The 23892-nt window shown below is 74.2% G+C and carries 19 protein-coding genes; 6 read left to right on the top strand and 13 right to left on the bottom strand.

The annotated features are described in order from the left end of the window. Positions 1–11 precede the first annotated feature (11 nt). From CRP51_RS05065 to erm, 4 genes are all read right to left on the bottom strand, one after another. A complete protein-coding gene (locus CRP51_RS05065) occupies positions 12–554 on the bottom strand; it encodes a DUF3618 domain-containing protein (protein WP_097229750.1) in 543 nt (180 codons plus the stop codon). After that, positions 530–967 carry a phage holin family protein gene (locus CRP51_RS05060; protein ID WP_097229749.1) on the bottom strand — a complete coding sequence of 146 codons (438 nt, stop codon included), beginning with the start codon at positions 965–967 and terminating at the stop codon, positions 530–532. Before CRP51_RS05060 ends, CRP51_RS05065 begins: the two co-directional genes overlap by 25 nt. 1 nt (position 968) lies before the next feature. Then, complete coding sequence (locus CRP51_RS05055; protein ID WP_097229748.1) at positions 969–1511, bottom strand: hypothetical protein; 543 nt, start codon at positions 1509–1511, stop codon at positions 969–971. A gap of 80 nt (positions 1512–1591) precedes the next feature. Next, the gene (gene erm, locus CRP51_RS05050) at positions 1592–2404 is read right to left on the bottom strand and encodes an ErmE/ErmH/ErmO/ErmR family 23S rRNA (adenine(2058)-N(6))-methyltransferase (protein ID WP_097229747.1); all 813 of its coding nucleotides are present in this window, start codon (positions 2402–2404) and stop codon (positions 1592–1594) included. A 457-nt stretch (positions 2405–2861) separates the two neighbouring features. On the opposite strand from erm, the gene CRP51_RS05045 reads away from it, so the two are divergent. Beyond that, complete coding sequence (locus tag CRP51_RS05045) at positions 2862–6656, top strand: ABC transporter ATP-binding protein (RefSeq protein WP_170970434.1); 3795 nt, start codon at positions 2862–2864, stop codon at positions 6654–6656. Between the two features lie 190 nt (positions 6657–6846). On the opposite strand, the gene CRP51_RS05040 is transcribed toward CRP51_RS05045, so the two are convergent. The 5 genes from CRP51_RS05040 to CRP51_RS05020 all read right to left on the bottom strand — a co-directional run bounded on the left by CRP51_RS05040 (position 6847) and on the right by CRP51_RS05020 (position 12876). Then, positions 6847–7341 carry an NUDIX hydrolase gene (locus tag CRP51_RS05040; protein WP_245880373.1) on the bottom strand — a complete coding sequence of 165 codons (495 nt, stop codon included), beginning with the start codon at positions 7339–7341 and terminating at the stop codon, positions 6847–6849. A 46-nt stretch (positions 7342–7387) separates the two neighbouring features. After that, positions 7388–9451 (bottom strand): ATP-binding SpoIIE family protein phosphatase, encoded by a 2064-nt coding sequence (locus CRP51_RS05035; protein ID WP_245880372.1) that lies wholly within the window; start codon positions 9449–9451, stop codon positions 7388–7390. A 157-nt stretch (positions 9452–9608) separates the two neighbouring features. Next, the gene (locus CRP51_RS05030; protein WP_097229906.1) at positions 9609–10406 is read right to left on the bottom strand and encodes a sugar phosphate isomerase/epimerase family protein; all 798 of its coding nucleotides are present in this window, start codon (positions 10404–10406) and stop codon (positions 9609–9611) included. 56 nt (positions 10407–10462) lie between these two features. Continuing rightward, positions 10463–11617 (bottom strand): dihydrodipicolinate synthase family protein, encoded by a 1155-nt coding sequence (locus CRP51_RS05025; RefSeq protein WP_097229905.1) that lies wholly within the window; start codon positions 11615–11617, stop codon positions 10463–10465. 83 nt (positions 11618–11700) lie between these two features. After that, on the bottom strand, positions 11701–12876 hold the full coding sequence (locus CRP51_RS05020) for a Gfo/Idh/MocA family protein (protein ID WP_097229745.1): 1176 nt from the start codon (positions 12874–12876) through the stop codon (positions 11701–11703). Positions 12877–12964: 88 nt separating this feature from the next. On the opposite strand from CRP51_RS05020, the gene CRP51_RS05015 reads away from it, so the two are divergent. Together CRP51_RS05015 and CRP51_RS05010 are read left to right on the top strand one after the other, a co-directional pair. After that, positions 12965–14017, top strand: a complete 1053-nt coding sequence (locus tag CRP51_RS05015; RefSeq protein ID WP_097229744.1) for a LacI family DNA-binding transcriptional regulator — start codon at positions 12965–12967, stop codon at positions 14015–14017. Positions 14018–14225: 208 nt separating this feature from the next. After that, positions 14226–15131 (top strand): hypothetical protein, encoded by a 906-nt coding sequence (locus CRP51_RS05010; RefSeq protein ID WP_097229743.1) that lies wholly within the window; start codon positions 14226–14228, stop codon positions 15129–15131. 30 nt (positions 15132–15161) lie between these two features. Here CRP51_RS05010 and CRP51_RS05005 read toward each other — a convergent pair whose 3' ends face one another. Beyond that, complete coding sequence (locus CRP51_RS05005) at positions 15162–15539, bottom strand: nuclear transport factor 2 family protein (RefSeq protein WP_097229742.1); 378 nt, start codon at positions 15537–15539, stop codon at positions 15162–15164. A gap of 157 nt (positions 15540–15696) precedes the next feature. Here CRP51_RS05005 and CRP51_RS05000 point away from each other — a divergent pair, with 157 nt between their 5' ends. Beyond that, positions 15697–16155 carry a nuclear transport factor 2 family protein gene (locus tag CRP51_RS05000; protein WP_097229741.1) on the top strand — a complete coding sequence of 153 codons (459 nt, stop codon included), beginning with the start codon at positions 15697–15699 and terminating at the stop codon, positions 16153–16155. A 48-nt stretch (positions 16156–16203) separates the two neighbouring features. Here the strand turns inward: CRP51_RS05000 and CRP51_RS04995 are convergent, their stop codons facing one another. Together CRP51_RS04995 and CRP51_RS04990 are read right to left on the bottom strand one after the other, a co-directional pair. Continuing rightward, positions 16204–17127, bottom strand: a complete 924-nt coding sequence (locus CRP51_RS04995; RefSeq protein ID WP_097229740.1) for a tropomyosin — start codon at positions 17125–17127, stop codon at positions 16204–16206. Next, the gene (locus CRP51_RS04990; RefSeq protein ID WP_097229739.1) at positions 17124–19184 is read right to left on the bottom strand and encodes a PEP/pyruvate-binding domain-containing protein; all 2061 of its coding nucleotides are present in this window, start codon (positions 19182–19184) and stop codon (positions 17124–17126) included. Before CRP51_RS04990 ends, CRP51_RS04995 begins: the two co-directional genes overlap by 4 nt. Positions 19185–19649: 465 nt before the next feature. Here CRP51_RS04990 and recD2 point away from each other — a divergent pair, with 465 nt between their 5' ends. Both recD2 and CRP51_RS04980 read left to right on the top strand, forming a co-directional pair. Then, on the top strand, positions 19650–21917 hold the full coding sequence (recD2, locus tag CRP51_RS04985; RefSeq protein WP_097229738.1) for an SF1B family DNA helicase RecD2: 2268 nt from the start codon (positions 19650–19652) through the stop codon (positions 21915–21917). Between the two features lie 139 nt (positions 21918–22056). Next, the gene (locus CRP51_RS04980; RefSeq protein ID WP_097229737.1) at positions 22057–23361 is read left to right on the top strand and encodes a citrate synthase; all 1305 of its coding nucleotides are present in this window, start codon (positions 22057–22059) and stop codon (positions 23359–23361) included. 285 nt (positions 23362–23646) lie between these two features. Here the strand turns inward: CRP51_RS04980 and CRP51_RS04975 are convergent, their stop codons facing one another. Next, on the bottom strand, positions 23647–23859 hold the full coding sequence (locus tag CRP51_RS04975; protein ID WP_097229736.1) for a heavy-metal-associated domain-containing protein: 213 nt from the start codon (positions 23857–23859) through the stop codon (positions 23647–23649). Between the last annotated feature and the right edge of the window lie 33 nt (positions 23860–23892).

Below are 23892 nucleotides of genomic sequence, written 5' to 3'. Positions count from 1 at the left end.
GGTGCGGCGCGTCAGTGTGTCGCGCGGTCCCTCGTGTGGCGGGCCGCGTCCGACGCCGAGTGGCGGATGTCGTCGGCCGCCTGGCGCATCGACTCCTTGGCCTCGGCGCCGAACTCGCGCGCCGACTTCCCCGCCGCCTCCCGCAGCGGCTCCAGCTGCGGGCCCGCGCGTTCCGCGACGCGTCCGGCCGCCCGCCGCTCGCCCTCGCTGCTCGGCAGCAGCGCCGCCGCGAGCACGCCGACCGCGAAGCTCGCCGCGCCCGCGGCCAGTGGGTTGCCCTTGGCCTGCTCGGCGGCCTGGCCGGCGCCGTCACGCATCGACTGGGCGCCGTTCTGTCCGCCGTGCCGGGCGTGGTCGGCGGAGTGCGAGGCGGCCTCGCGGATCCGGTCGCGCGCGTCCGTGACCGAACCGGTGACCGACTCCTTCAGGTGCGTGCCGTTCCGGCGCGCGGCCTTCTTCGGGCTGACCCGGTCGGCGAGTTGGTCGAGATCGGTGGCCAGCTGGTTGCGGGTCGACTCGATGTCCTTCCTTATGCGGTCGGATGACGTACCCATGCCGCGTCCTCCTTCAGGCTCTCCATGGTCTTGGTGGGTTTGGGGGAGAAGCGGCGCAGCGAGCCGCGGCCCAGCAGGTAGAGCGTCGCGCCGATCACCGCCCAGACGCCGGCGACGATCAGCCCGGCCCAGCCGAGGTCCATCACGTTGCCCAGCGCGAAGAGGCCGGCGAACGAGAGGAAGAGGACGACCATCCAGCCGGCGAAGCCGGCGCCGCCCATCATCCCCGCCGCCTTGCCCGCGCGGCCCATCTCCTCCTTGACCTCGGTCTTCGCCAGCTCGGCCTCCTGCCGGACGAGCGTCTGCACGTCCGAGGTGACCTCGGCGAAGAGCGAGCCGACGGACCGCTCGTCCGTCCCGCGCCCGCCGCCGCGCGTGGCGCGGGCGGTGTCGTGTGCGGTGTCGTGAGCCATCTCACACCTCCGGGTAGCCGGTCCGCTCCGGGCGCTGGGCCTGGTCGAACGTGCCGTGGCGGGCGGCGCTTCCCACCGGGTCGCCACCGGCCGTGCCGGAGGCGTCGGGCCCGCCGTCCGTGCCCGGTGCCGACGACGAGCCGTTCGACGAGCCGTTCGCGTCGCGCCCCGCCTTGGCCATCCGGCCGACGGCGAGACCGGCCAGCGCCGTGGCGCCGACGAACGCCGCCGGTCGCTGCTTCGCGAACCGCTGCGTCTCCTCCAGCAGCCCGTTGAGGCCGTGCTTGTCCAGATAGCCGGCGGCCCGGTGCCCACCCTCGGCGGCCTTGGCGACCAGGCTTCTGGTCGGCGAGGACTCGGGGGCCTTGTCCGCCAGGTCGGACAGCTCGTCCGCGATCTGCCGCACCCGGTCGGCCGCCCGCTGCGACTGGGCCTTCGCCTGCTCGTCGGCGCGATCCCGCACCGTGTGGGCGGCGGCCTTGGCCTTGTCGGCGGGCGCGTCCCGCTCGCCGGTCCAGAGGTCGCCGCTGAGTGAGTCGGTCATTCTTCGCTCCCTTGTCGCGGCTCGCTTCGAGTGACCCGGGTATCCGTGGCCGGGGATGGGAAACCCGCTTCCCGCCCCGCTCAGCGCCGCCCGCGCAGCGCCCGGTGCAACGTCAGCCACTGCCGGGGCGTGACATGGCCGACCGGGGCGTCCCCGGGGACGCCGGCGGCGGCCAGCGCGGCCCGCACGCGGGGGGTGGCGCGTCGGCGGCGCAGCGTGGCGCCCAGCGAGCCGCCGACGCCGGTGAAGCCCTCGTCCACCAGCGCCTGGTAGGCGGCCAGCTCGCGCGGCGGCACCAGGGGCGCGGGGCGTCGCACGAGACGCAGCAGCGCGGAGTCGGTACGGGGCACCGGAGAGAAGTGGTGCCGGGAGATCCGCGGGCCGAGGCGCCAGTCGAACTCGGGCCAGGAGCGCACGGTCAGCAGCGGCCAGGTGCCGTAGTCGCCGGTGCGGCGCCTGGCGAACTCGCGCTGGGTGACCAGCGTCGCCGAGGTGAGCGCCCCGGCGGCCAGACACCAGCGCACGATGTCGGTGGTCCGGGAGTAGGGGATGTTCCCGACCACCACGAACGGGCGGGCCGGCGGGCGGGCGCGCAGGAAGTCGCCGGGCACGACGCGGACGTTGCCCTCCGTGGCCAGCCTGCCGGGGAGGGCGGCGGCCAGCGCGGGGTCCAGTTCGTAGGCGACCACCTCGCGGCTGGCCCTGGCCAGCGCGCGGGTGAGCCGGCCCTCGCCGGCGCCCGGCTCCAGGACCAGGGCGGAGGGCGCCAACTCGGCGGCCTCGGTGATCTGTCGCAGCACGGCGGCGTCGCGCAGGAAGTTCTGGGAGAGGGCCCTGCGGTGGTCACCGTGCCGGTGGGCGCGGTGGCGGGCAGGGCGGTGTGGGCGGGCCATGGAGTCCTCGAAGGCGTGAGGACAGGCCGCGTCGCACGGGGAGTGCGCGCGTGACAAGGGAAGCCGGCGGCCTGTCCGGGTCGGTGGGGACACGGACGGCCCTGGCGAGCAGAGGGGAACGCGTGGGGGAGCGCGAGACGAGGCTCGGGCGCCGGGCGTGACCTGTCAGGCCAGGACCGTGCGCCGGATACGAGGACGTCGGTCGGCGAAGCTCGCAACGGACATCCGCGCGCCGGCGCGGCATCCGTTGATGAGCGTGAAGGCTCCCATGAGGCGGGAGCGTATGCCCCCTCTCCCGGCGGTCGCAAACCGTTTTCCCGGTGCGTCCGCGGCGCTGCACGCGTGGTCGGAAGATGGCACGTTCGAAATGTTGCGGTGGGATGAAATGGCCGGTCGGCGATGTTAGCGGGACGGCGGTCGGCCAAGGGGGCCGGGCCGCGGGAGGGGGCGACGGGACTTGGGTACGGGAGGCGCCACGGTGGGTGAAGGAGAGGCCGGCTGGATACGACGGCTGGGCGGCTACTGCTGGCGCTACCGGCGCAATCTGCTGCTCTCGGTCGGATCCTCGCTGGTCGGCATGGCCGTGATGGCCCTGATGCCGCTGATCATCAAAGTGATCATCGACGACGTGGTGATCGGCGAGGAGGGGGGCCTCGGACTGTGGGTCGGCCTGCTGCTGGCCGCCGCCGTCGTGGTCTACGTGCTGACGTTCGTGCGCCGCTACTACGGCGGCCGGCTCGGCATCGACGTCCAGCACGACCTGCGCACCGGCATGTTCGACAGCCTCACCCGGCTCGACGGCAGGCGGCAGGACGGCCTGAGCACCGGGCAGGTCGTCGGCCGCGCCACCAGCGACCTCCAACTGATCCAGGGCCTGCTCTTCATGATGCCGATGACCGTCGGCAACGTGATGCTCTTCGCGGTGTCCCTCGTGGTGATGCTGACCCTCTCGCCGCTGCTGACCCTGGTGGCGCTGGCCGTGGCGCCGGCGCTGTGGGTGATCGCGGTGCGCAGCCGCGTCCGGCTCTTCCCCGCGACCTGGTACGCCCAGGCGCAGGCAGCCGCCGTCGCCGGCGTCGTCGACGGCGCGGTCGGCGGGGTGCGGGTGGTCAAGGGGTTCGGCCAGGAGGAGCAGGAGATGTCCCGGCTGCGCCGGGTCGGCCACCGGCTCTTCGCCGCCCGGATGCGCGGCGTGCGGCTGTCCGCCCGCTACACCCCCGCGCTCCAGGCGGTGCCCTCGCTGGGACAGGTCGGGATGCTGGCGCTGGGCGGCTGGATGGCGACCCGGGGCGAGATCACGCTGGGCACCTTCGTCGCCTTCTCCACCTATCTGGCGCAACTGGTCGGCCCGGTGCGGATGCTGACCGTGATCCTCACCGTCGGCCAGCAGGCGAGGGCGGGCGTGGAGCGCGTGCTGGAGCTGATCGACACCGAACCCACCCTGCGCGAGGCGCCCGACGCCACCGCGCTGCCGGCCGACGCGCCGGCCACCGTCGAGTTCGACCGGGTGACCTTCGGCTACCGCCCGGAGGAGCCGGTGCTGCGCGACCTGTCGCTGCGCGTCGGCGCGGGCGAGACGCTGGCGGTCGTCGGCACCTCCGGCAGCGGGAAGTCCACCGTCTCGCTGCTGCTGCCGCGCTTCTACGACCCGGACGCGGGCACGGTGCGCGTCGGCGGCAGGGACGTGCGCGGGCTGACCACCGCCTCGCTGCGCTCCGCGATCGGCCTGGTGCCGGAGGACAGCTTCCTCTTCTCCGACACCATCAGGAACAACCTGGCCTACGGGCACCCCGACGCCACCGAGGAGCGGATCAGGGCGGCGGCAGCGGCGGCGCGGGCCGACGCGTTCATCGAGGAACTGCCCGACGGCTACGACACGGTCATCGGCGAGCAGGGCATGACCCTCTCCGGAGGCCAACGCCAGCGGCTGGCGCTGGCCAGGGCGATCCTCACCGACCCCAGGCTGCTGATCCTGGACGACGCGACCTCGGCGGTCGACGCGCGGGTCGAGCACGAGATCCACGAGGCGCTGCGCTCGGTGATGGCCGGGCGCACCACGCTGCTGATCGCGCACCGGGCCTCGACGCTGCGGCTGGCCGACCGGGTCGCGGTCCTGGACGGCGGAAGGCTGGTGGACGTCGGCACCCACGAGCAGCTCTCCGGCCGCTGCGAGCTGTACCGGCGGCTGCTGGCCGAGCCCGACCGGCTCGGCGGCCCCGCGCCCGACCCGGCGGGCCGGACGGGCGCGGAGCACGTCGAGGCGCCCGCGACCGGCGGGGTGACCGAGGCGGCCTGGCCGCCGGCGCCGGCCGAGGAGAGTGGCGAGCTGGCGGAGCTGGACGCGGCGGCGGCCGAGGGCGCCGGCTCGCCGCTGACCCCCGAGCTGCGGGAACGGCTGGCGGCGCTGCCGCCGGCCGTCGACCGCCCGGCGGTCGACGAGGAACGGGCGGCCGCGCCCGAGGACGGCTTCGGGCTGCGCCGGCTGCTCGCCGGTCTCGGGGTGCCGCTGGCCGGGGCGCTGCTGCTGGTGGTCGTGGACGCGCTGGCCTCGCTGCTGCTGCCGGTCCTGATCCGGCACGGCATCGACGAGGGGGTGCGGGAGACCGCGCTGGGCGCCGTGTGGGCGGCGTCGCTGCTGGCGCTGCTGGTGGTGTCGGTGCAGTGGGCGGCGCAGTTCGGCGCGACGCGCGCCGTGGGACGCGTGGGCGAGCGGGCGCTCTACACGCTGCGGGTGAAGATCTTCGCCCATCTCCAGCGGCTCGGGCTCGACTTCTACGAACGGGAGCTGGCCGGCCGGGTCATGACCCGGATGACCACCGACGTGGACGCGTTGACCACCTTCCTCCAGACCGGCCTGGTGCAGGCGCTGGTCGCGGTGCTGACGTTCCTCGGCATCCTGGTCGTCCTGGTGGTGCTCGACGCGCAGTTGGCGCTCGTGGTGCTGGCGACCCTGGTGCCGCTGGTGGTGGGGACCGTCTTCTTCCGCCGGCAGAGCATCCGCGCCTACGAGCTGGCCAGGGAGCGGATCGCCGGTGTCAACGCCGACCTCCAGGAGTCCGTGGCCGGGCTGCGCGTGGTGCAGGCGTTCGGCCGCGAGGAGGCCGGGCGCGCGCGGTACGCGAAGGGCTCCGACGGCTACCGGCGGGCGCGGGTGCGCGGGCAGTGGCTGATCTCGGTCTACTTCCCGTTCGTCCAGCTGCTGGCCTCGGTGGCCACGGCCGGCGTGCTGGTCGTCGGGGCGGGCCGGGTCGGCGACGGCACGCTGACGGCGGGCGCGCTGGTCGCCTACCTGCTGTACATCGAGCTGTTCTTCGCCCCGGTGCAGCAGCTCTCCCAGGTCTTCGACGGCTACCAGCAGGCGGTCGTCTCCCTCGGCCGCGTCCGCGAGCTGCTCGCCGAGCGGCCCACCACGCCCCGGCCCCCGAACCCGGCGCCGGTCACCTCGGCGGCCGAGGAACTCTCCTTCGAACGCGTCGGGTTCGCGTACGCGGGCGCCGACGAGGAGGCGCTGACCGACGTGAACCTGACCATCCCGGCCGGGCAGACCGTCGCCTTCGTCGGCGCCACCGGCGCGGGCAAGACGACGCTGGTGAAGCTGGTGGCCCGCTACTACGACCCGACGTCGGGCGCGGTCCGGCTCGGCGGCGTCGACCTGCGCGCTCTCGACCTGGACGGCTACCGGCACCGGCTCGGCGTGGTGCCGCAGGAGCCGTATCTCTTCCCCGGCACGGTCCGCGACGCGATCGCCTACGGCCGGCCGGACGCCACCGACGCCGAGGTCGAGGCGGCGGCCAGGGCGGTCGGCGCTCACCCGATGATCGCGGCGCTGCCCGACGGCTACCGCCACCGGGTCGCCGAGCGGGGGCGCAACCTCTCGGCCGGGCAGCGGCAGCTGATCGCGCTGGCGCGGGCGGAGCTGGTCGACCCGGACATCCTGCTGCTCGACGAGGCCACGGCGGCGCTTGACCTGGCGACGGAGGCGCTGGTCAACGAGGCCACGGAACGGTTGGCCGGCCGCCGCACCACGCTGGTCGTCGCGCACCGGCTGACGACGGCGGCCCGCGCCGACCGGGTGGTCGTCCTGGACCACGGCCGGATCGTGGAGGACGGCCACCACGCGGAGCTCCTCGCGGCGGACGGCCGGTACGCGGAGCTGTGGCGCGCGTATGCGGCGGGGGACTCCGCCGAGGACGGGGGCGACAGTCTGTCCGAGGGGATCGGTTCGCTGTCGTCCGCTGCCCGTCGCGGGTGACCCGCGGTGCTTTCGGTGGGCGACCACGGGCCCGGTCGGTGCGGCGCCGTTGTCGTCCGCTCCCCGCCACGGATGATCCTGATCCGCGCGATTCTCCGCGCCCCTTCACCCCGGGTGATCAGGGGCGCGGGGAGCTGGGCGAGCAACCGTCCGCCGGGGGCGGCTCGGGGGGCCCGGGGGCCGTCGGGGGTCATCCCCGACCGGGCAGCGTCACCGAGGCCAGGTGGGTGTCGACCGTCTGGAGCTGGCCACCGGGCGGGGGCGGGTCCGTGGGGAGCCACCAGTGCAGGGCCGCGATCTCGTCGTCCGGCGGGCGGACGGTCGGCGCCTCGACCTCCGTCGTGTAGAGCGCGCCGCGCAGCTCGCCCTTGCCGAGCAGCAGCGTGCGGGCGAAGCCGACGAACCGCAGCCGCTCCGGCGGGACGCGGTGGCCGGTCTCCTCCCACAGCTCCCTGGCCGCGGCCTCGCGCGGGCTCTCGCCCGGGTCGATGCCACCGCCCGGCAGCTCCCAGCAGCCCCGGCCCCTGACCAGGACCAGCAGCACCCGGCCGCCGAGCCACACGGCGACCAGCACGTAACCGACCGGGACCGTCGCGAAGACCGTGTCCTCCGGCTCCTCGTCGAACGCCAGCAGTCGCATCCCCAACGGCCCACTGGCCAGCGGCCTCGCCGCGTCCTCGGTCACCCGACCAGCGTAGGGCAGGGGTCCGACAGTCGGGGGACACCGCGTCTCAGGGCGTCAGCTCCGCCCAGATCGTCTTGCCGCCCGGCCGGTGCCGGGTGCCCCAGCGCTCGGTGAGGCGGGCGACGATGAACAGCCCGCGCCCGCTCTCGTCGAAGGCGCGCGCCCGGCGGAGATGGGGCGAGGTGCTGGTGGAGTCGGAGACCTCGCAGATCAGCCCGCGTTCACGGATCAGCCGCAGTTGGATGGGGCCGTCGGCGTGCCGGATCGCGTTGGTCACCAGCTCGCTGACGACCAGTTCGGCGGTGAACGCGGCGTCCGCCATGCCCCAGCCGTTGAGTTGACTGGTCGCCAGCTCGCGCGCGTTGGCCACCGCCGTCGGGTCGTCGGGGATCTCCCAGGTCGCCACGTGTGAGGCGTCCAACCGGTGGGTGCGGGCCAGCAGCAGCGCCACGTCGTCCGTCGGCTGCTCGGCCAGCACCTTCTTCAGCACGCTCTCGGAGAGCTGCTCCAGCGAGTCCGCCGGCTGGGAGAGGACCTGGCGCAGGTCGTCGTAGCCCCGGTCGGGGTCGCGCCGGCCGCGCGACTCGACCAGGCCGTTGGTGAAGAGCACCAGCAGGCTCTCCTCCGGCAGGTCGAGCTCCGTGGCCTCGAACGGCAGTCCGCCGAGGCCGAGCGGCGGACCGGCCGGCAGGTCGACGAACTCCGCCTCCCCGGTCGGCCGCACCAGCGCCGGCGCCGGATGGCCGGCGCGCGCCATCGTGCAGTGGCGGGTGACCGGGTCGTAGACCGCGTACAGACAGGTCGCGCCGAACTCGCCGGACGGGTTGTCCGCCTCGCTCTCGGCCGGCTCCGTCTCGAACCGGAGCCGGATCACCACATCGTCCAGATGGGTGAGCAACTCGTCGGGCGGCAGGTCGATGTCGGCGAGCGTGCGCACCGTGGAACGCAGCCGGCCCATCGTCGCCGACGCGTACACGCCGTGCCCGACGACGTCGCCCACGACCAGCGCGACCCGTGCGCCGGAGAGCGGGATCACGTCGAACCAGTCGCCGCCCACCCCCATCGCCGAGTCCGCCGGCAGATAGCGGGTGGCCACGTCGACGGCGGCCAGCTCGGGCAGCCGGCGCGGCAGCAGGCTGCGCTGGAGCGCCAGCGAGGTGCGGTGCTCCCGGGTGAAGCTGCGCGCGTTGTCCACGCAGACCGCGGCCCTGGCGGCGATCTCCTGCGCCAGCAGCAGGTCGTCCGCGTCGAACGGCGCCTGGTTGCGGTGGCGCAGGAAGACGGCGACGCCCAGGGTCGTGCCCCGGGCGTGCAGCGGAACGGCGAGTCCGGAGTGGAAGCCGTACCGCTCCCAGCTCTCCTCGGCCCGCTCGGGCGGGATGCCCAGCCAGCCGGCCAGGTCCTCCGCGCCCTCGATGACGTTGGAACGGTGCGGTTCCCCGCCGCGCAACGCCTTAGCGGGGACCGAGCCCGGCGGGCTGTGGGCGGTGTCGCCCGGTTCGAGCACGGCCTCGGGCGCGCCCTCCAGCACCGACTTCTGCGCCACCCGGCGCAGCGCGTACGGTGGCTTCCCCTCCGGCCAGTCCCGGCCGGGCTCGTCGCCGCGCAGCACCGGGTCGGCCAGGTCGACGGTGGCCAGGTCGGCGAACCGGGGCACCGCGGACTCCGCCAGTTCCCGGGCGGTGGTGTCGACCTCCAGCGTGTTGCCGATGCGGGTGGTGGCCACGCTCAGCAACGTCAACCGGTCGCGGGCGATCATCACCCGCCGCAGCTTGGCCTCCCGGTTGGCCCGCACCCAGCAGCTCAGCACGCTCAGCAGCACCGCCACCACGATGGAGACGAAGACCACCGGCCGGCTGCCGGGGCGGAGGTCCGGCAGCAGGAAGCCGTAGTTGACGAACACCACCACGATCGACGTGCCGCCCACCACCATCGTGGGGACCAGCGGCAGCAGGGCGCTGGCCACCAGCGGGGGAAGCAGCGCCAGGCTGGCGTAGCGCACCGTGGCGTCCGGGCGCGCCGCCCAGTGCGTGTAGAACGCGATCAGCAGCGTCGCCAGCAACAGCAGGACGAAGAGGCCGCTCTGCCCGCCGCGTCGGAGGGAAGCCACGAAGCGCACCTCCCGGCCCGGTCATCCCAAGGGCCCGTGACGTTCCGTGCCCTGCGCTCCACCGTAGCCGCGCTCGGCCGACCCGGCGACGGCTGCGGTCCGGCCGGGGGAGGGGCCCGGTGACGCGGTCGTGCGGCGGCGCGTCACCGGGCCGGTCTCACAGGAGGTGCGCCCGGTACCTCGCGACCGTCTCCGCCAGCACCTCACGGCCGTCGCGGGCCCACAGCCCCTCGTTGAACAGCTCCACCTCGACCGGCCCTGTGTAGCCCGCCGCCCTGACCTCCCGGTCGAACCAGCGGAAGTCCACGGCGCCGTCACCGATCTGGCCGCGCCCGTTGAGCACGCCCTCGGGCAGCGGGGTGGTCCAGTCGGCCAGCTGGAAGCTGTGGAGGCGTCCCTCGGCCCCCGCCCTGGCGATGCCGTCGGCCACCCGGTCGTCCCACCACAGGTGGTAGGTGTCGACCACGACGCCGACCCGTTCCGCCGGGAAGCGGCCGGCCAGGTCGAGCGCCTGGTCCAGGGACGAGACCACGCAGCGGTCGGCCGCGTACATAGGGTGCAGCGGCTCGATCGCCAGCCGCACGCCGCGCTCGGCCGCGTAGGGCGCCAGCTCGGCCAGCGCGTCGGCGATGCGCTCCCTGGCGCCGAAGAGGTCGCGGCTGCCGGGCGGCAGGCCGCCGGAGACCAGCACCAGCGTGTCGGTGCCCAGCTCGGCGGCCTCGTCGAGGGCCGCCCTGTTGTCGTCCAGCGCGGCGGCGCGCGCGGCCGGCTCCTCGGCGGTGAAGAACCCGCCCCGGCAGAGCGTGGTCACCGCGAGGCCGGCGTCCCGCACCAGCCGCGCGGTGGCGGCCAGCCCGTGGGCGGCGACCGGCTCGCGCCACAGCCCGACGCCGGGCACGCCCTGCTCGCCCAGTCCCCTGACCAGCTCGGGCAGGGACAGTTGGCGCACGGTCATCTGGTTGATCGAGAAGCCCGCCAGGTCGGCGGCGCCGTTCCCGTTCTCCGTGGCGGTCACGCGTCCACCCCCTGCACGGCGAGCAGCCCGGCCATCCGGGCGCGGGCGCGCTCCGGGTCGGGGAAGAGCCCGAGCCCGTCGGCCAGCTCGTAGGCGCGGGCCAGATGCGGCAGCGAACGGGCCGACTGGAGGCCGCCGACCATCGTGAAGTGCTCCTGGTGGCCGGCCAGCCAGGCGAGGAGGACCACGCCGGTCTTGTAGTAGCGCGTCGGCGTCTGGAAGAGGTGGCGGGAGAGCGGCACCGTCGGATCGAGCAGCTTCCTGAACCCGTCCCGGTCCTGGGCGTCCAACGCCCGCACCGCCTCGGCCGCCAGCGGGCCCAGCGGGTCGAAGATCCCCAACAGGGCGTCGCTGTAGCCCTGTTCGTCGCCCGCGATCAGCTCGGGGTAGTGGAAGTCGTCGCCCGTGTAGCAGCGCACGCCGGCCGGCAGGCGCCGGCGCAACGCGACCTCCCGGCCCGCGTCCAGCAGCGAGACCTTGACCCCGTCGACCTTCTCGGCGTTCGCCTCGATGATCGCGAGGAACGTGTCGGTGGCCCGGTCCAGGTCGTCCGAGCCCCAGTAGCCCGCCAGCGCCGGGTCGAACATCGGCCCGAGCCAGTGCAGGATCACCGGCCGCGCCGACTGCCGCAGCAGCGCCCCGTAGATCTCCAGGTAGTCCTCGGGCCCCCCGGCCGAGGCGGCCAGCGCGCGGGAGGCCATCAGGATCGGCCGGGCCCCGGTCTCCTCGACGACGGCCAACTGCTCCTCGTAGGCCGCCCGCACCTCGGCCAGCGTGGCGGGACCGGTCAGCTGGTCGGTGCCCACGCCGCAGGCGATCAGGCCGCCGACCGCCCGCGCCTCGGCGCCGGAGCGCCGGATCAGCTCGGCGGCGCCGGCCCAGTCCAGGCCCATCCCGCGCTGCGCGGTGTCCATGGCCTCGGCGACGCCCAGACCGTGCGACCACAGGTGGTGGCGGAAGGCGAGCGTGGTCTCCCAGTCCACCACCGCCGGTCCGTCGGGCGTGGTGTCGGCGAACGGGTCGGCGACCACATGGGCGGCCGAGTAGACGACGCGCGAGGCGAGCGGTGGGCGCCCCGGCGCGAACGTGGCCGGCTCGGCGCGCGGCGTGTACGCGCGCAACGCGCCGGTGGCGTCGGGCAGTCGGATCACGGTCAACGGTTCCCCTTACGAAGCGGTGCGGGCGATGGCGGCGCCCCCGGCCGGCGGTGTGGTCGGGCCAGGGCGGGCCGGGGTCAGAGGTGCAGCTCGGGCACGTCCAGGCGCCGGCCCTCGGCCGAGGAACGCAGCCCCAGCTCGGCCAGTTGCACGCCCCGCGCGCCGGCCAGCAGGTCCCAGGTGTAGGGCTCGTCGGCCACCAGGTGGCGCAGGAACAGCTCCCACTGGGCCTTGAAGCCGTTGTCGAACTCGCCGTTGTCCGGCACCTCCTGCCACTGCTCGCGGAACCGCTCGGTGGCCGGGATGTCCGGGTTCCACACGGGCTTCGGCGTGGCCGAACGGTGCTGCGCCCGGCAGCCGCGCAGCCCGGCGACGGCCGACCCCTCGGTGCCGTCGACCTGGAACTCCACCAGCTCCTCGCGGTTGACCCGCACCGACCAGGAGGAGTTGATCTGGGCGACGGTCCCGCCGGCGAGCTGGAAGATCCCGTAGGCCGAGTCGTCGGCGGTCGCGTCGTAGACCTCGCCGGACTCGTCCCAGCGGCGCGGGATGTGCGTGGTGGCCAGCGCCTGCACGGTCTCGACCCGGCCGAACAGCTCGTGCAGCACGTACTCCCAGTGCGGGAACATGTCCACGACGATCCCGCCGCCGTCCTGCGCGCGGTAGTTCCACGAGGGGCGCTGCGCCTCCTGCCAGTCGCCCTCGAAGACCCAGTAGCCGAACTCGCCGCGCACCGACAGGATCTCGCCGAAGAAGCCGCCCTCGACCAGTCGCTTCAGCTTCAGCAGGCCGGGCAGGAAGAGCTTGTCCTGGACCACGCCGTGCTTGATCCCCGCGTCCCTGGCCTGCCTGGCCAGCGCGAGCGCGCCCTCCAGGCCGGTGGCGGTCGGCTTCTCGGTGTAGATGTGCTTGCCGGCGGCGATCGCCTTGCCGATCGCCTCCTCCCTGGCGAGGGTCACCTGGGCGTCGAAGTAGACGTCGATCGTCGGGTCGGCGAGCACCGCGTCCAGGTCGGTGCTGACCGCCTCCGGGTCGAGCCCGTGGCGGGCGGCCAACTCCCGCAGCGCGTGCGGGCGGCGGCCCACGAGCACGGGTTCCGGCCAGATCACGGTGCCGTCGCCGAGCGGGACCCCGCCCTGCTCACGGATGGCGAGGATCGAGCGCACCAGGTGCTGGCGGTACCCCATCCGGCCGGTGACCCCGTTCATGGCGATCCGGACGGTCTTTCGCTCGGCGGCCGAGTGCGTCGTCATGCTGCCTGCCCTCCCGGGACGGTAAGCGCTTTCTACTGGGGGAGAAGCTAACCTCTTCGCAGCGGGCTAGGCAAGTGGGAGCAGAGGCATGGCAGTAACGCTGGCGGACGTCGCGGTCCGCGCGGGGGTGTCCGCGGCGACGGTCTCGCGGGTGCTGAACGGCAACTACCCGGTGGCCGGCGCCACCAGAAATCGTGTGCTGCGCGCCGTCGAGGAGCTGGAGTACGTGGTCAACGGGCCGGCGAGCGCGCTCGCCGCCGCCACGTCGGACCTGGTCGGTGTCCTGGTCAACGACATCGCCGACCCCTTCTTCGGGATCATGGCCGGCGCGGTCCAGTCCGAGATCGGCGAGCCGACCGCCGACCGCGGCGGCCCCAAGCTGGCCGTGGTCTGCAACACCGGCGGCTCCCCGGAGCGCGAGCTGACCTTTCTCACGCACCTCCAGCGCCAGCGCGCCGGCGCGGTGGTGCTCACCGGGGGCGCGCTGGAGGACGAGGCGCACCGGACGGCGCTCGCCGGCCGCCTCGGGCGCCTGGAGGCCGCCGGGGCGCGGGTGGTGCTCTGCGGGCGGCCCCCGCTGGAGGGCAGCGACTTCCCGGCCGTGACCTTCGACAACCGCGAGGGCGCGCGCCAGCTCACCGCGCATCTGCTGGAGCTGGGCCACCGCAGGCTCGGCTATCTCGCCGGGCCCCAGGCCCGCACCACCACCCGCCACCGGCTGGAGGGCCACCGCGAGGCGCTGGCCGCGGCCGGCCTCGCCGGGGACGCGAGCAGGCTGACCGTGCGCGGCGACTACGGGCGTTCGGCCGGTTACGCGGGCGCGCTGGAACTGCTCTCGCGGGAGCCGGGGTTGACCGCCATCGTGGCGGCCAACGACACGGTCGCGCTGGGCGCCTGCGCGGCGCTGCGGGACCGGGGGGTGCGCATCCCGGACGACGTCTCCGTCACGGGCTTCGACGACCTGCCGTTCGCGGTGGACGCCACGCCGGCGCTGACCACGGTGCGGCTGCCGCTGCACGAGGCGGGCGTGCGGGCGGGCCGCCTGGCCCTCGGCCGCGAGACGCCGCCGGCGGGGGGCGTGGTGACCTGCGAGGGCGAGCTGATGGTCCGCGCCTCCTCGGCCGGGCCCCGCCGGGGGTAGCCGACGGCGGGGGCGACCGCGGCGCGGGGTGGTCGCCGCGGGGTGCCGTCTGCCCGTCCGCGGCCGCGCGTGGTTTCCCGCGCCCCTTCCTTCCGGTGCGGGCGCCGGGCCCGCGTTCCGTCGATTCTCGTCAGCGGCTCTCGTCAGCGACCGTCACGGAATCGTCACTTCGGCCACAGAAGGTCAACTCAAGCGCCATGCTTGGCACATGATCCGCACTCGCAGGCTGCTGATCGCAGCCGCCACCGCGACCGTCGTCACTCTCACGGGCTGTGGGAGCGACGACGGCACCGACGACAACCGGTCCCCGGGCCAGGGCGAGGCCGGCGGAACGGAGGACGACCTCCTCCAGGCCATCGACGACAACCTCGCCGCCATCAACGACGGTGACGCCGAAGCGGTGTTCGCGTCCCGGTCCGCCGCCTGCCGCGAGGTGGCGACGGTGGAGGAGGCGGCCGAGGCCGTCGGCCTCGTCGGCGCGCTCTACGGCGAGATCTCCTTCGAGACCCTCGAAGTCCTGGAGTTCGACGGCACCACCGCACGCGTGCGCGGCACGACCGGGATCGAGGCGCTGGACAGCGACGCAGGGGAGGAGAGCGACGGCGCGCGGTGGATCTGGGAGGAAGGCGCCTGGCGGGACGACAGCTGCGGGGAGGACGCCGTCGACGAGGCGGAAGGCGCCGACGAGGCGGCCACCGCCCCGTCCGACCTCCCCGCGGGCGAGGGCTACGACTGGGGGGACGGCGCCTCCCTGACCGTCGACGGGGTCACGGAGATACCCCTCGACAGCCTGGGCGAGTACGACACGGTGCCCGACGGGCACACGCCGTTCCAGGTGGAGATGACGATCGTCAACGACGGTGAACAGCCCCTGGAACTCGACGAGTTCGCGATCGTCGTGGAGGGGGCCACCAACGGCGGCACGGTCGACGGCCTGTACCTCATGGACCAGGAGTATCTGGAGGGCCGTCTCGCCCCGGGGGAGACCAAGGAGCACCGGGAGGCCTACAGCATCGACACCGCCGAGAACGGCCGCGACCTGGTGGTCGAGGGATGGCGCTACACCGACGACCTGGGACTCGACACGCCCACCTGGGTCGTCACCATCCCGTAGGGTCCCTCTTTCACCGCTGCCGGGGACGACTCACGGGGCGGGCGTCTCGATCTCCCCCGCGAAGACGATGACCTGGTCGATCAGGCTCCGCCGCAGATGGACGACGTCCGTTCCCGCCAGGCGGGGGCCTCCGTCCGGCGTGGTGAAGACCCACTGGTAGCGCGCCCACTCGTGCGGCATGTCCACCGTCGAGCAGCGCACCATCGTGCCGGTCCCCGCCGGGTGGTGCCGGAGGTCCAGCACGAACTGCTCGACCGCGGCGATTCCCTCGCTCCGCCCCAACGGCCCCCAGAACACCACGTCTGAGGTCAGGGCCTGCGAGAGCAGGGCAGTCACGTCGTTGTCGTCCGAGGCGTTGAACGCGGAGATGAACGTGTCGATCGCGGAGCGTGCGGTCTCTTCCTGCATCCCCCAGTAATACCAGCCGTCGCGCGTGCGCCGACCCCGCGAGCCGCGCCCCGACCCCCGGGGGCGGGACAACCACGGCGCCGGGCCGGGGGGTTCGGATGGCGCGTTCCGTGCACCCCGGGCGGGGGGTCTCCGCCGAGTCCGGTAGACCTGCGAGATGGAGAGACAACACCTGGACCCCGTCGAGCGGATGCTCGCCGAGCGGGCCTGTGAACGGCTTGCCGTCGAGCTGGTGCACCGGCTCGACCTGGGGGAGCCGTCGGCCGTCGCCGAGCTGTTCACGCCGGACGGCGTGTGGGAATGGCCGGACGGTGACCGGCGCGTGGTGGGGCGGGAGGCGCTGGCCGCGTACTTCGGCGGCCGGCCGGCCGACCGGCTCTCGCGGCGGCTGGTGACCAACGTGCGGGTCGACGTCCACACGCCGGACGCCGCCGAGATGACCAGTTATCTGACGACGTTCCGCGTCGACGGCCACCGGGGCGAGCTGTCGCCGGCCGGGCCCCCGGTGCAGGTCGGTCACTACCGGGACACGTGTGAACGGCGCGACGGCGCGTGGCTGTTGGCGCGCCGGACGCTGCATCTGGCGTTCGCGGGAGTCACCCCGCGCGTTTCCTGACGTCGCGGAGGTCGGCGGGACACGGCGGCCCCGCCGGCATCCGCCATGTCAGTCCTTGTCGTCGGGCGATATCGCCCCGGTGCCGAGAACCGTCAACTGGACGCGGTCGAGACCGGCGTCCTGGAGGCAGCCGATCAGCCGGTGGCGGTCGTGGTCGCTGAGGGAGGGGTGGACGGTCGCCGCGTAGAGCCGGGTGTCCAGGGCGGCCATCCCCGCCTGGGAGAGGGGGATCGACGTGGCGTCGCGGCAGCGTTCCCACGTCTGGTGGGCGGCGAGGTCGGCGCGGGTGTCCGGGATGTTCTTCGCCGTGACGGTGAAGAGCACCGAGGTCGCCGTCTCCGTGCCGCGCTCCGGCGGCCGGGTCTCGGTCAGCTCGGCGAGCACCGCGTACAGCCCCACGCAGAGCACCAGCGCGACCCCCGCCGCCGTCGGCGCGCGCCAGCGCGGCGGGCCGATCGGCGGGTGCTCGGTCAGCTCGGGCGCGACGCCGCCGTGCGCCCCGCCGGTCGGTGCCGAGAGCGGGACCAGCCGGCCCGCGAGCCGGCGGCGGCCCAACGGTCTGGTGGTGGCGCGGGCTAGGCGTTCCACCACCCATGCCAGCCCGGAGAGCACGGCGCCCGCCGCCATCAGCACCGGGACGAAGACATGGGTGCGTTCCTCCTCCAGCCAGGAGAAGCGGGACTCGGCGCGCTCGGGCGACCCCCTCCCGGCCGCCCGTTCGCGTTCGCCGGCCCGCAGCAGGGCCAGGATCTCGTCGTAACGCCGGTCGGTCTCACGGGCCCGCCGCTCCAGCCTGCCCAGCCGGTCCAGCATCGCGAAGCCCAGCAGCAGCACCTCGATGACCAGCAGCAACACCCCGCACAGCAGCGTGCGTTGCCACTGCCAGCGGTAGAGGTAGACCACCAGGTACGCCGCCGCCCCCAGGGCGGCCACCCCACCGAACAGGTATGCCGCCGTTCTCGCCGATCTCATCTCCGCACCTCCGTTCCGCTCGCCCCGGCCGCCTCCGCGGCCACGTCCGTCGTGATCTCCCCCGTCGTGCCGTCGAGCAGCAGCGGCGTCCCCGGGGGGAAACGCCCCACCGCGTCGGCCGCCCCGGTCACCATCGGCAACCGCAACTCCCTGGCCAGCACGGCCAGATGGGAGAGCGGACTGCCGGTCTGCGCGACCACCCCCACCACGGACGGCAGCGTGGAGGCAAGGCCCGGGTCCAGATGGCGGACCACCAGCACCGCCTCGGCGGGCGGCTCGCCCGCGCCGTCCCAGGCGACGCCGCTCGCCCGCCCGGCCGAGGCGCCCCTGGCCGCGCCCGCGGCGCCGGGCGCGGCGGCCTCGGGGACCACCGTCCCGTCCTCGGCCAGCCGGAACGCGTCCGGCAGCGGCGGCCCGGCCGGGCGGGCGCGGCGCCACGCCAGGTCGGCCGGCAGCGGCTGGCCGCGCACCACGTCGAGCAGCTCCGCCCAGCGCAGCAGCGACAGCCGGTCCACCGCCACGCTGCGCGCGGCGACCTCGCGCACCAGCCGCGTCTGGTACTCCTGCACCCACCGCACCCGCATCCGCAGCCCCTCGCGCGCGGAGAGCGCGCCGGGCGCCGCGCCGGAGCCCGGCGCGGGCGTCGCCGGCAGCCGCAGGCGACGCGTCAGGCTCGGCGGCACCAGCGCCAGCACCTCGGGCCTGGCCGCGGCCAGTTCGGCGTCGGTCAGCCCCTCGGCGCGGCCGTGCAGCAGCGCGGCCAGCGCCGCGGCCGCGCCGCCGCCCGCGCCCTCGTCCCGCTCAAGCAGCGCCCCGGCCAGCGCTTCCTGGGCGTGCAGCGCCAGCAGGGTGGCGCGCGACCAGCGCAGCGCGCCCACCAGGTCGGCCGGCGTCAGCTCGGCCGGCGCCGGCGCCTCGGTCAACTCCCGGTCGACGTCGGCCTGGAGCGCGACGGCCAGCCCCGGCAGCGCGCCGCGCAGCCGGCCTATGCCCCAGGCGGCGACGAGCCTGCGGGCCGGCGGCAGCGGGTTGAGCCAGGTCAGCAGGCGGTTGCCAGGCGGCGTCAGCCCCAGCAGCGCGAGGTCGGCGACCGCGCGCCCCTGCACCGTGCGCACCACCGGCTCCCGCCGCAGCCGGCGCCGCGACGCCGCGCCCGCGAGGTCCAGCGCGGTGGCCAGCCCCTGGGCGAGCGGCGTCACCCACATGTCCTCCTCCAGCGGGCTCAGCGGCTCCGGCAGCGTCTCCGCCACCGGCCCCGGCCCCAGCAGCCTGGCGCCGCGAGCCGGTCGGCTGCCGGTGGCGGTGATCGGCCGTGACTGGAAGAGGTGCAGCCGCCCGTCCTCGGCGGCGAACCCGAACTCGATGTCCTGCGGGCCGCCGAAGACCCGGCCGGCCCGGCGCGCCAACGCGGCCAGCGCGCGGGCCTGTTCGCGGTCCAGCGGGCCCGGCCCCTCCAGCAGGCGCCCGCGCGGGCTGAGCCGCGCGTCCTCCCCCTGCACGGCGCCGCTGACCAGCTGGTCGGGGCCGCCGTCCACCGTGCTGACCAGCAGTCGGTCGCGCGCCCCCGTCACCGGGTCGGCGCCGAAAAGCACCCCGCCCATCCGGCACTCCACCATGGGCTGGACCAGCACGGCCATCGGCGCCCGCGGCCCGCCCGCCTCCGCGGCCGAGTCGCGCACCGCGCGCAGCGCCGACCGGAAGGCGTCCAGGTCGCGCACGTCCAACACCGAGAGGAAACGACCGGCCATCGCCGAGTCCGCCGTGTCCTCGGCGGCCGACGAGGACCGCACCACCAGCGGGTGGCGCCCGTCGTCGCTCAGCCGCCGCCAGAGCGTCAGCGGATCCTCCCCGCGCTGCCCGCTGGCCGCCGGCAGCACCACGAACCCCGGCAGTGCCGGCAGCCCCACCCCCCGCGCCCTGGCGAGCGCCGCGGCCTTGCCGCCCACCACCTCCGCGCGGGTCGCGCGCGGATCACCCAGCTCCCATGCCACCCCCAGTGTCCGGGACCCCGAGGTCCCGGTGGCGTCGTCTCTTCGCACGGACTCCGTATCGCTCATCCTCCGCCTCCGTAACCGATCACGGCCCGCCGCCCGGGGAGAAGGACGCGGAGTTCCGTCGTCCACCTGACCGGGAGCGGAACCAGTTGGGAAGGGCGAAGGGTATTCAGCCGGAGGCCCGGCCAACACGGCGCGCGGGGGCGCACGCGCGCCGTCGTGATCCGGTACCCGAGCCCCCTCACGCGCACCCGCACGCCTCCGCGCCCGCCGGCGCCCGGGAGAAGCGGCGCGGGGGCGGGCCGGCGGCCGGTCGGTCCGGCCGGTCGGTCCGGCCGGTCGAAAGGGAAGATGACGGAGATTCGGCGCGATGCAACCATTCCCCCCGGGAAGGAGTCTCTTGCAGCGGTGACCGGGAGCGCTCTCGGCCACGCGGGGGCAGGAGGGGAGTCGAGGGGGTCGGTCCGGGTGCGGACCGGCCCCCTGGGCCGCGTCCCCACTGTCGGTGGCGGGCGTTACGGTCGGCACATGACGCCAATTGCGGGCCCGCGCGGCGCGGGTGGGGCGGGTGCGGCCGGTGCCGTGTTGGAAGGCGTGCTGGAGCGCGTCACCTACGCCAACGAGGAGAACGGCTACACCGTCGCCCGGGTGGACACCGGCAGGGGCGGCGGGGAGCTGCTGACGGTGGTGGGCTCGCTGCTCGGCGCGCAGGTCGGCGAGTCCCTGCGGATGACCGGGCGTTGGGGCTCGCACCCGCAGTACGGCCGCCAGTTCCACGTGGAGAACTACACGACGGTCCTGCCGGCCACGGTCCAGGGGATCCGGCGCTATCTGGGCTCCGGGCTGATCAAGGGCATCGGGCCGAAGACGGCCGAGCGCATCGTCGACCACTTCGGCGTCGGGACGCTGGAGGTGATCGAGGCGGACCCGAAGGCGCTGATCGCCGTCCCCGGCCTCGGGCCGAAGCGCACCGCGCTGATCGCCTCCGCCTGGGAGGAGCAGAAGGCGATCAAGGAGGTGATGGTCTTCCTCCAGAGCGTGGAGGTCTCCACCTCCATCGCCGTGCGGATCTACAAGAAGTACGGGGACGCCTCCATCTCCGTGGTGCGCAACGAGCCCTACCGGCTGGCCTCCGACGTGTGGGGCATCGGCTTCCTGACCGCCGACCGGATCGCGCGGGCGGTCGGCATCCCCGAGGACAGCCCCGAGCGGGTCAAGGCCGGGCTGCGTTACGCCCTCTCCCAGGCCAGCGACCAGGGGCACTGCTATCTCCCCGAGGAGCGGCTGATCGCCGACGCGGTGAAGCTGCTGGGCGTGGACACCGGCCTTGTCATCGAGTGCCTGGGCGAGTTGGCCGAGGACCCGGAGGGGGCGGTGCGGGAGGCGGTCCCCGACCCGGAGGGCGAGCGGGGCGGCGGGGCCCGGGTCACCGCGGTCTACCTGCCGCCGTTCCACCGCGCCGAGCTGTCGCTGGCCGGGCAGGTGCGGCGGCTGCTGCGGACGGAGGAGGACCGGCTGGCCGCGTTCGCCTCGGTGGACTGGGGGCGGGCGCTGGGCTGGCTGGCCGGGCGGACGGGCGCCGAGCTGGCGCCCGAGCAGGAGCAGGCGGTGCGGCTGGCGTTGACCGAGCGGGTCGCGGTGCTGACCGGCGGCCCCGGCTGCGGGAAGTCGTTCACCGTGCGCTCCGTGGTGGAGCTGGCCAGGGCGAAGGGGGCCAAGGTGGTGCTGGCCGCGCCCACCGGCCGGGCCGCCAAGCGGCTGGCCGAGCTGACCGGCGCCGAGGCGTCCACGGTCCACCGGCTGCTGGAGCTGAAGCCGGGTGGGGACGCGGCCTACGACAGGGACCGCCCGCTGGACGCCGACCTGGTCGTGGTGGACGAGGCGTCGATGCTGGACCTGTTGTTGGCCAACAAGCTGGTCAAGGCCGTCGCTCCCGGTGCCCATCTGCTGCTGGTCGGCGACGTGGACCAGCTGCCCTCGGTGGGCGCCGGCGAGGTGCTGCGCGACCTGCTGGCTCCCGGGGGCCCGGTGCCCGCGGTGCGGCTGACCCGGATCTTCCGGCAGGCGCAGCAGTCCGGCGTGGTCACCAACGCGCACCGGATCAACGAGGGCCTGCCGCCCGTCACCTCGGGGCTCGCGGACTTCTTCCTCTTCGCCGAGGAGGACACGGAGCAGGCCGGCCGGCTGGCGGTGGACGTGGCGGCTCGCCGGGTTCCGGCCAAGTTCGGGCTCGACCCGCGCCGCGACGTCCAGGTGCTGACCCCGATGCACCGGGGCCCGGCGGGCGCCGGCGCGCTCAACGGGCTGCTCCAGGAGTCGGTCACCCCCGCCCGCCCCGGGCTGCCGGAGAAGCGCTTCGGCGGCCGGGTCTTCCGCGTCGGCGACAAGGTCACCCAGATCAGGAACAACTACGACAAGGGCGCCAACGGCGTCTTCAACGGCACGGTCGGCGTGGTCACGGGACTGGACGTGGACGAGCAGCGGCTGACGGTGCGGACGGACGAGGACGAGGAGGTCCCCTACGACTTCGCCGAGTTGGACGAGCTGGCCCACGCCTACGCGGTCACCATCCACCGCTCGCAGGGCAGCGAGTATCCGTGCGTGGTCATCCCCGTGACGACCAGCGCCTGGATGATGCTCCAGCGAAACCTGCTGTACACGGCGGTGACACGCGCCAAACGCCTGGTGGTGCTGGTCGGGTCGCGGCGCGCGTTGGCCCAGGCTGTGCGGAGCGTCTCGGCAGGACGTCGGTGCACGGCTCTGGACGCGCGCCTCGCCGGTGCGATACACACCTAAGGTCCCGAATCACGCGGCACGGCGTGCCAGAAAACGGCCCGATGGCCGACCCCGAGTGCACATCCTGGCGCCAGATGGGGGACAGTAGAGGTGAGTCAGGGCACCTCGAAGAAGAGGCACTACGTCGGTGAGGGATGACGTGAGCGAAAACCGCAACGCAGACAATGCAGTAGTAGTGCGGCACGGCGACGGGGAGTACACCTATCCCCTCGTCGAGAGCACGGTCGGGGACCGCGGCTTCGACATCGGCAAGCTCCGTGCCCAGACCGGTCTGGTGACCCTGGACTCCGGTTTCGGCAACACGGCGGCCTGCGAGTCGGCGATCACCTATCTGGACGGCGAGCGCGGCATCCTGCGCTACCGGGGCTACCCGATCGAGCAGCTCGCCGAGCACGGCACGTTCCTGGAGACGGCCTACCTGCTGATCAACGGCGAGCTTCCGACCGTCGACGAGCTGGCCGGGTTCCGCGACGAGATCACCCAGCACACGCTGCTGCACGAGGACGTCAAGCGCTTCTACGACGGCTTCCCCCGGGACGCGCACCCGATGGCGATGCTCTCGTCGGTGGTGAGCGCCCTGTCGACGTTCTACCAGGACAGCCACAACCCGTTCGACGAGCGGCAGCGCCACATCTCGACGATCCGGCTGCTGGCCAAGCTGCCGACGATCGCCGCCTACGCCTTCAAGAAGGCGGCCGGCCACCCGGTGGTCTACCCGCGCAACGACCTCGGCTACGTGGAGAACTTCCTGCGGATGACCTTCTCGGTCCCCGCCGAGGAGTACGCCCTCGACCCGGTCGTGGTCAACGCGCTGGACAAGCTGCTCATCCTGCACGCCGACCACGAGCAGAACTGCTCCGCCTCCACGGTCCGGATGGTCGGCTCCTCGCAGGCGAACCTGTTCGTCTCGATCTCCGCCGGCATCAACGCGCTCTGGGGCCCGCTGCACGGCGGCGCCAACGCCGCGGTGCTGGAGATGCTGGAGAGCATCCAGGCCCAGGGAGGTGACGTCGACTCCTTCATCACCAAGGTCAAGAACAAGGAGCAGGGCGTCCGCCTGATGGGCTTCGGGCACCGGGTGTACAAGAGCTTCGACCCGCGCGCCAAGATCATCAAGACCGCCGCGCACGACGTGCTCTCCGCGCTGGGCAAGTCCGACGAGCTGCTGGACATCGCCCTGCGGCTGGAGGAGCGGGCGTTGAGCGACGACTACTTCGTCTCGCGCAACCTCTACCCGAACGTCGACTTCTACACCGGCCTGATCTACCGCGCGATGGGCTTCCCGACCAGCATGTTCACCGTGCTGTTCGCCCTCGGCCGGCTGCCCGGCTGGATCGCCCAGTGGCACGAGATGATCAACGACCCGAGCACCAGGATCGGCCGTCCGCGGCAGATCTACACCGGTGTCGCGGAGCGTCCCTACCTCCCGGTGGAGCAGCGCTGACCCATGTGACGCAGGTCACACCACAAGGTGTGCAACCTTTGAGGGAGCTGTGGGTCTAACCGGTCAGAGTTGGCGCGGATTCGGCTGGATCCACGCCAGCGGTCGTCCGGCCGGGGTCCCGTGGGGGGACGCTCTGAGCGGACGGCAGGAAGCGCCCCGTGCCGGGCCCTGTGGGGGGACCCGCCTGCGGGGCGTTTCCCAATCTCTTCCGCTCCACGCCTCGGCCGCCCCCGGCGGCCGGGGCGTCGTGCGTTCCGCGCCCGCCCGTGTTCCCCGGCGGACGGCTCAGACGCGGCCGACCAGGTCGTAACCCGCCTCGTCCACGGCGGCCCGGACCGCCTCGTCGTCCGGCTCGGTCTCGCTGACGACGGTGACCAGGCCGGTGTCGGCGGTCGCGGACGCCTCGGTGACGCCGGGCAGGTTCTCCAGCTCGGCCCGCACCGCGCCCTCGCAGTGGCCGCAGGACATGCCGGAGACCCGGTAGGTGACGTTGCTCATCGCGCTTCTCCTCGGTGGTCGGTTGCCCGTCGC

It is taken from the genome of Streptomyces zhaozhouensis, from assembly GCF_900230195.1.
In the GTDB taxonomy this organism is placed as follows: domain Bacteria; phylum Actinomycetota; class Actinomycetes; order Streptomycetales; family Streptomycetaceae; genus Streptomyces; species Streptomyces zhaozhouensis.
Note: the sequence above shows the minus strand (reverse complement) of the source record. Positions and strands in the feature narration are given on the sequence as shown.

Coding starts and splice junctions, on each gene's coding strand:
- CRP51_RS05065 (WP_097229750.1), bottom strand. CDS start 554: ATGGGTACGTCATCCGACCGCATAAGGAAGGACATCGAGTCGACCCGC.
- CRP51_RS05060 (WP_097229749.1), bottom strand. CDS start 967: ATGGCTCACGACACCGCACACGACACCGCCCGCGCCACGCGCGGCGGC.
- CRP51_RS05055 (WP_097229748.1), bottom strand. CDS start 1,511: ATGACCGACTCACTCAGCGGCGACCTCTGGACCGGCGAGCGGGACGCG.
- erm (WP_097229747.1), bottom strand. CDS start 2,404: ATGGCCCGCCCACACCGCCCTGCCCGCCACCGCGCCCACCGGCACGGT.
- CRP51_RS05030 (WP_097229906.1), bottom strand. CDS start 10,406: ATGACCGTGCGCCAACTGTCCCTGCCCGAGCTGGTCAGGGGACTGGGC.
- CRP51_RS05020 (WP_097229745.1), bottom strand. CDS start 12,876: ATGACGACGCACTCGGCCGCCGAGCGAAAGACCGTCCGGATCGCCATG.
- CRP51_RS05015 (WP_097229744.1), top strand. CDS start 12,965: ATGGCAGTAACGCTGGCGGACGTCGCGGTCCGCGCGGGGGTGTCCGCG.
- CRP51_RS05010 (WP_097229743.1), top strand. CDS start 14,226: ATGATCCGCACTCGCAGGCTGCTGATCGCAGCCGCCACCGCGACCGTC.
- CRP51_RS05005 (WP_097229742.1), bottom strand. CDS start 15,539: ATGCAGGAAGAGACCGCACGCTCCGCGATCGACACGTTCATCTCCGCG.
- CRP51_RS05000 (WP_097229741.1), top strand. CDS start 15,697: ATGGAGAGACAACACCTGGACCCCGTCGAGCGGATGCTCGCCGAGCGG.
- CRP51_RS04995 (WP_097229740.1), bottom strand. CDS start 17,127: ATGAGATCGGCGAGAACGGCGGCATACCTGTTCGGTGGGGTGGCCGCC.
- CRP51_RS04990 (WP_097229739.1), bottom strand. CDS start 19,184: ATGAGCGATACGGAGTCCGTGCGAAGAGACGACGCCACCGGGACCTCG.
- recD2 (WP_097229738.1), top strand. CDS start 19,650: ATGACGCCAATTGCGGGCCCGCGCGGCGCGGGTGGGGCGGGTGCGGCC.
- CRP51_RS04975 (WP_097229736.1), bottom strand. CDS start 23,859: ATGAGCAACGTCACCTACCGGGTCTCCGGCATGTCCTGCGGCCACTGC.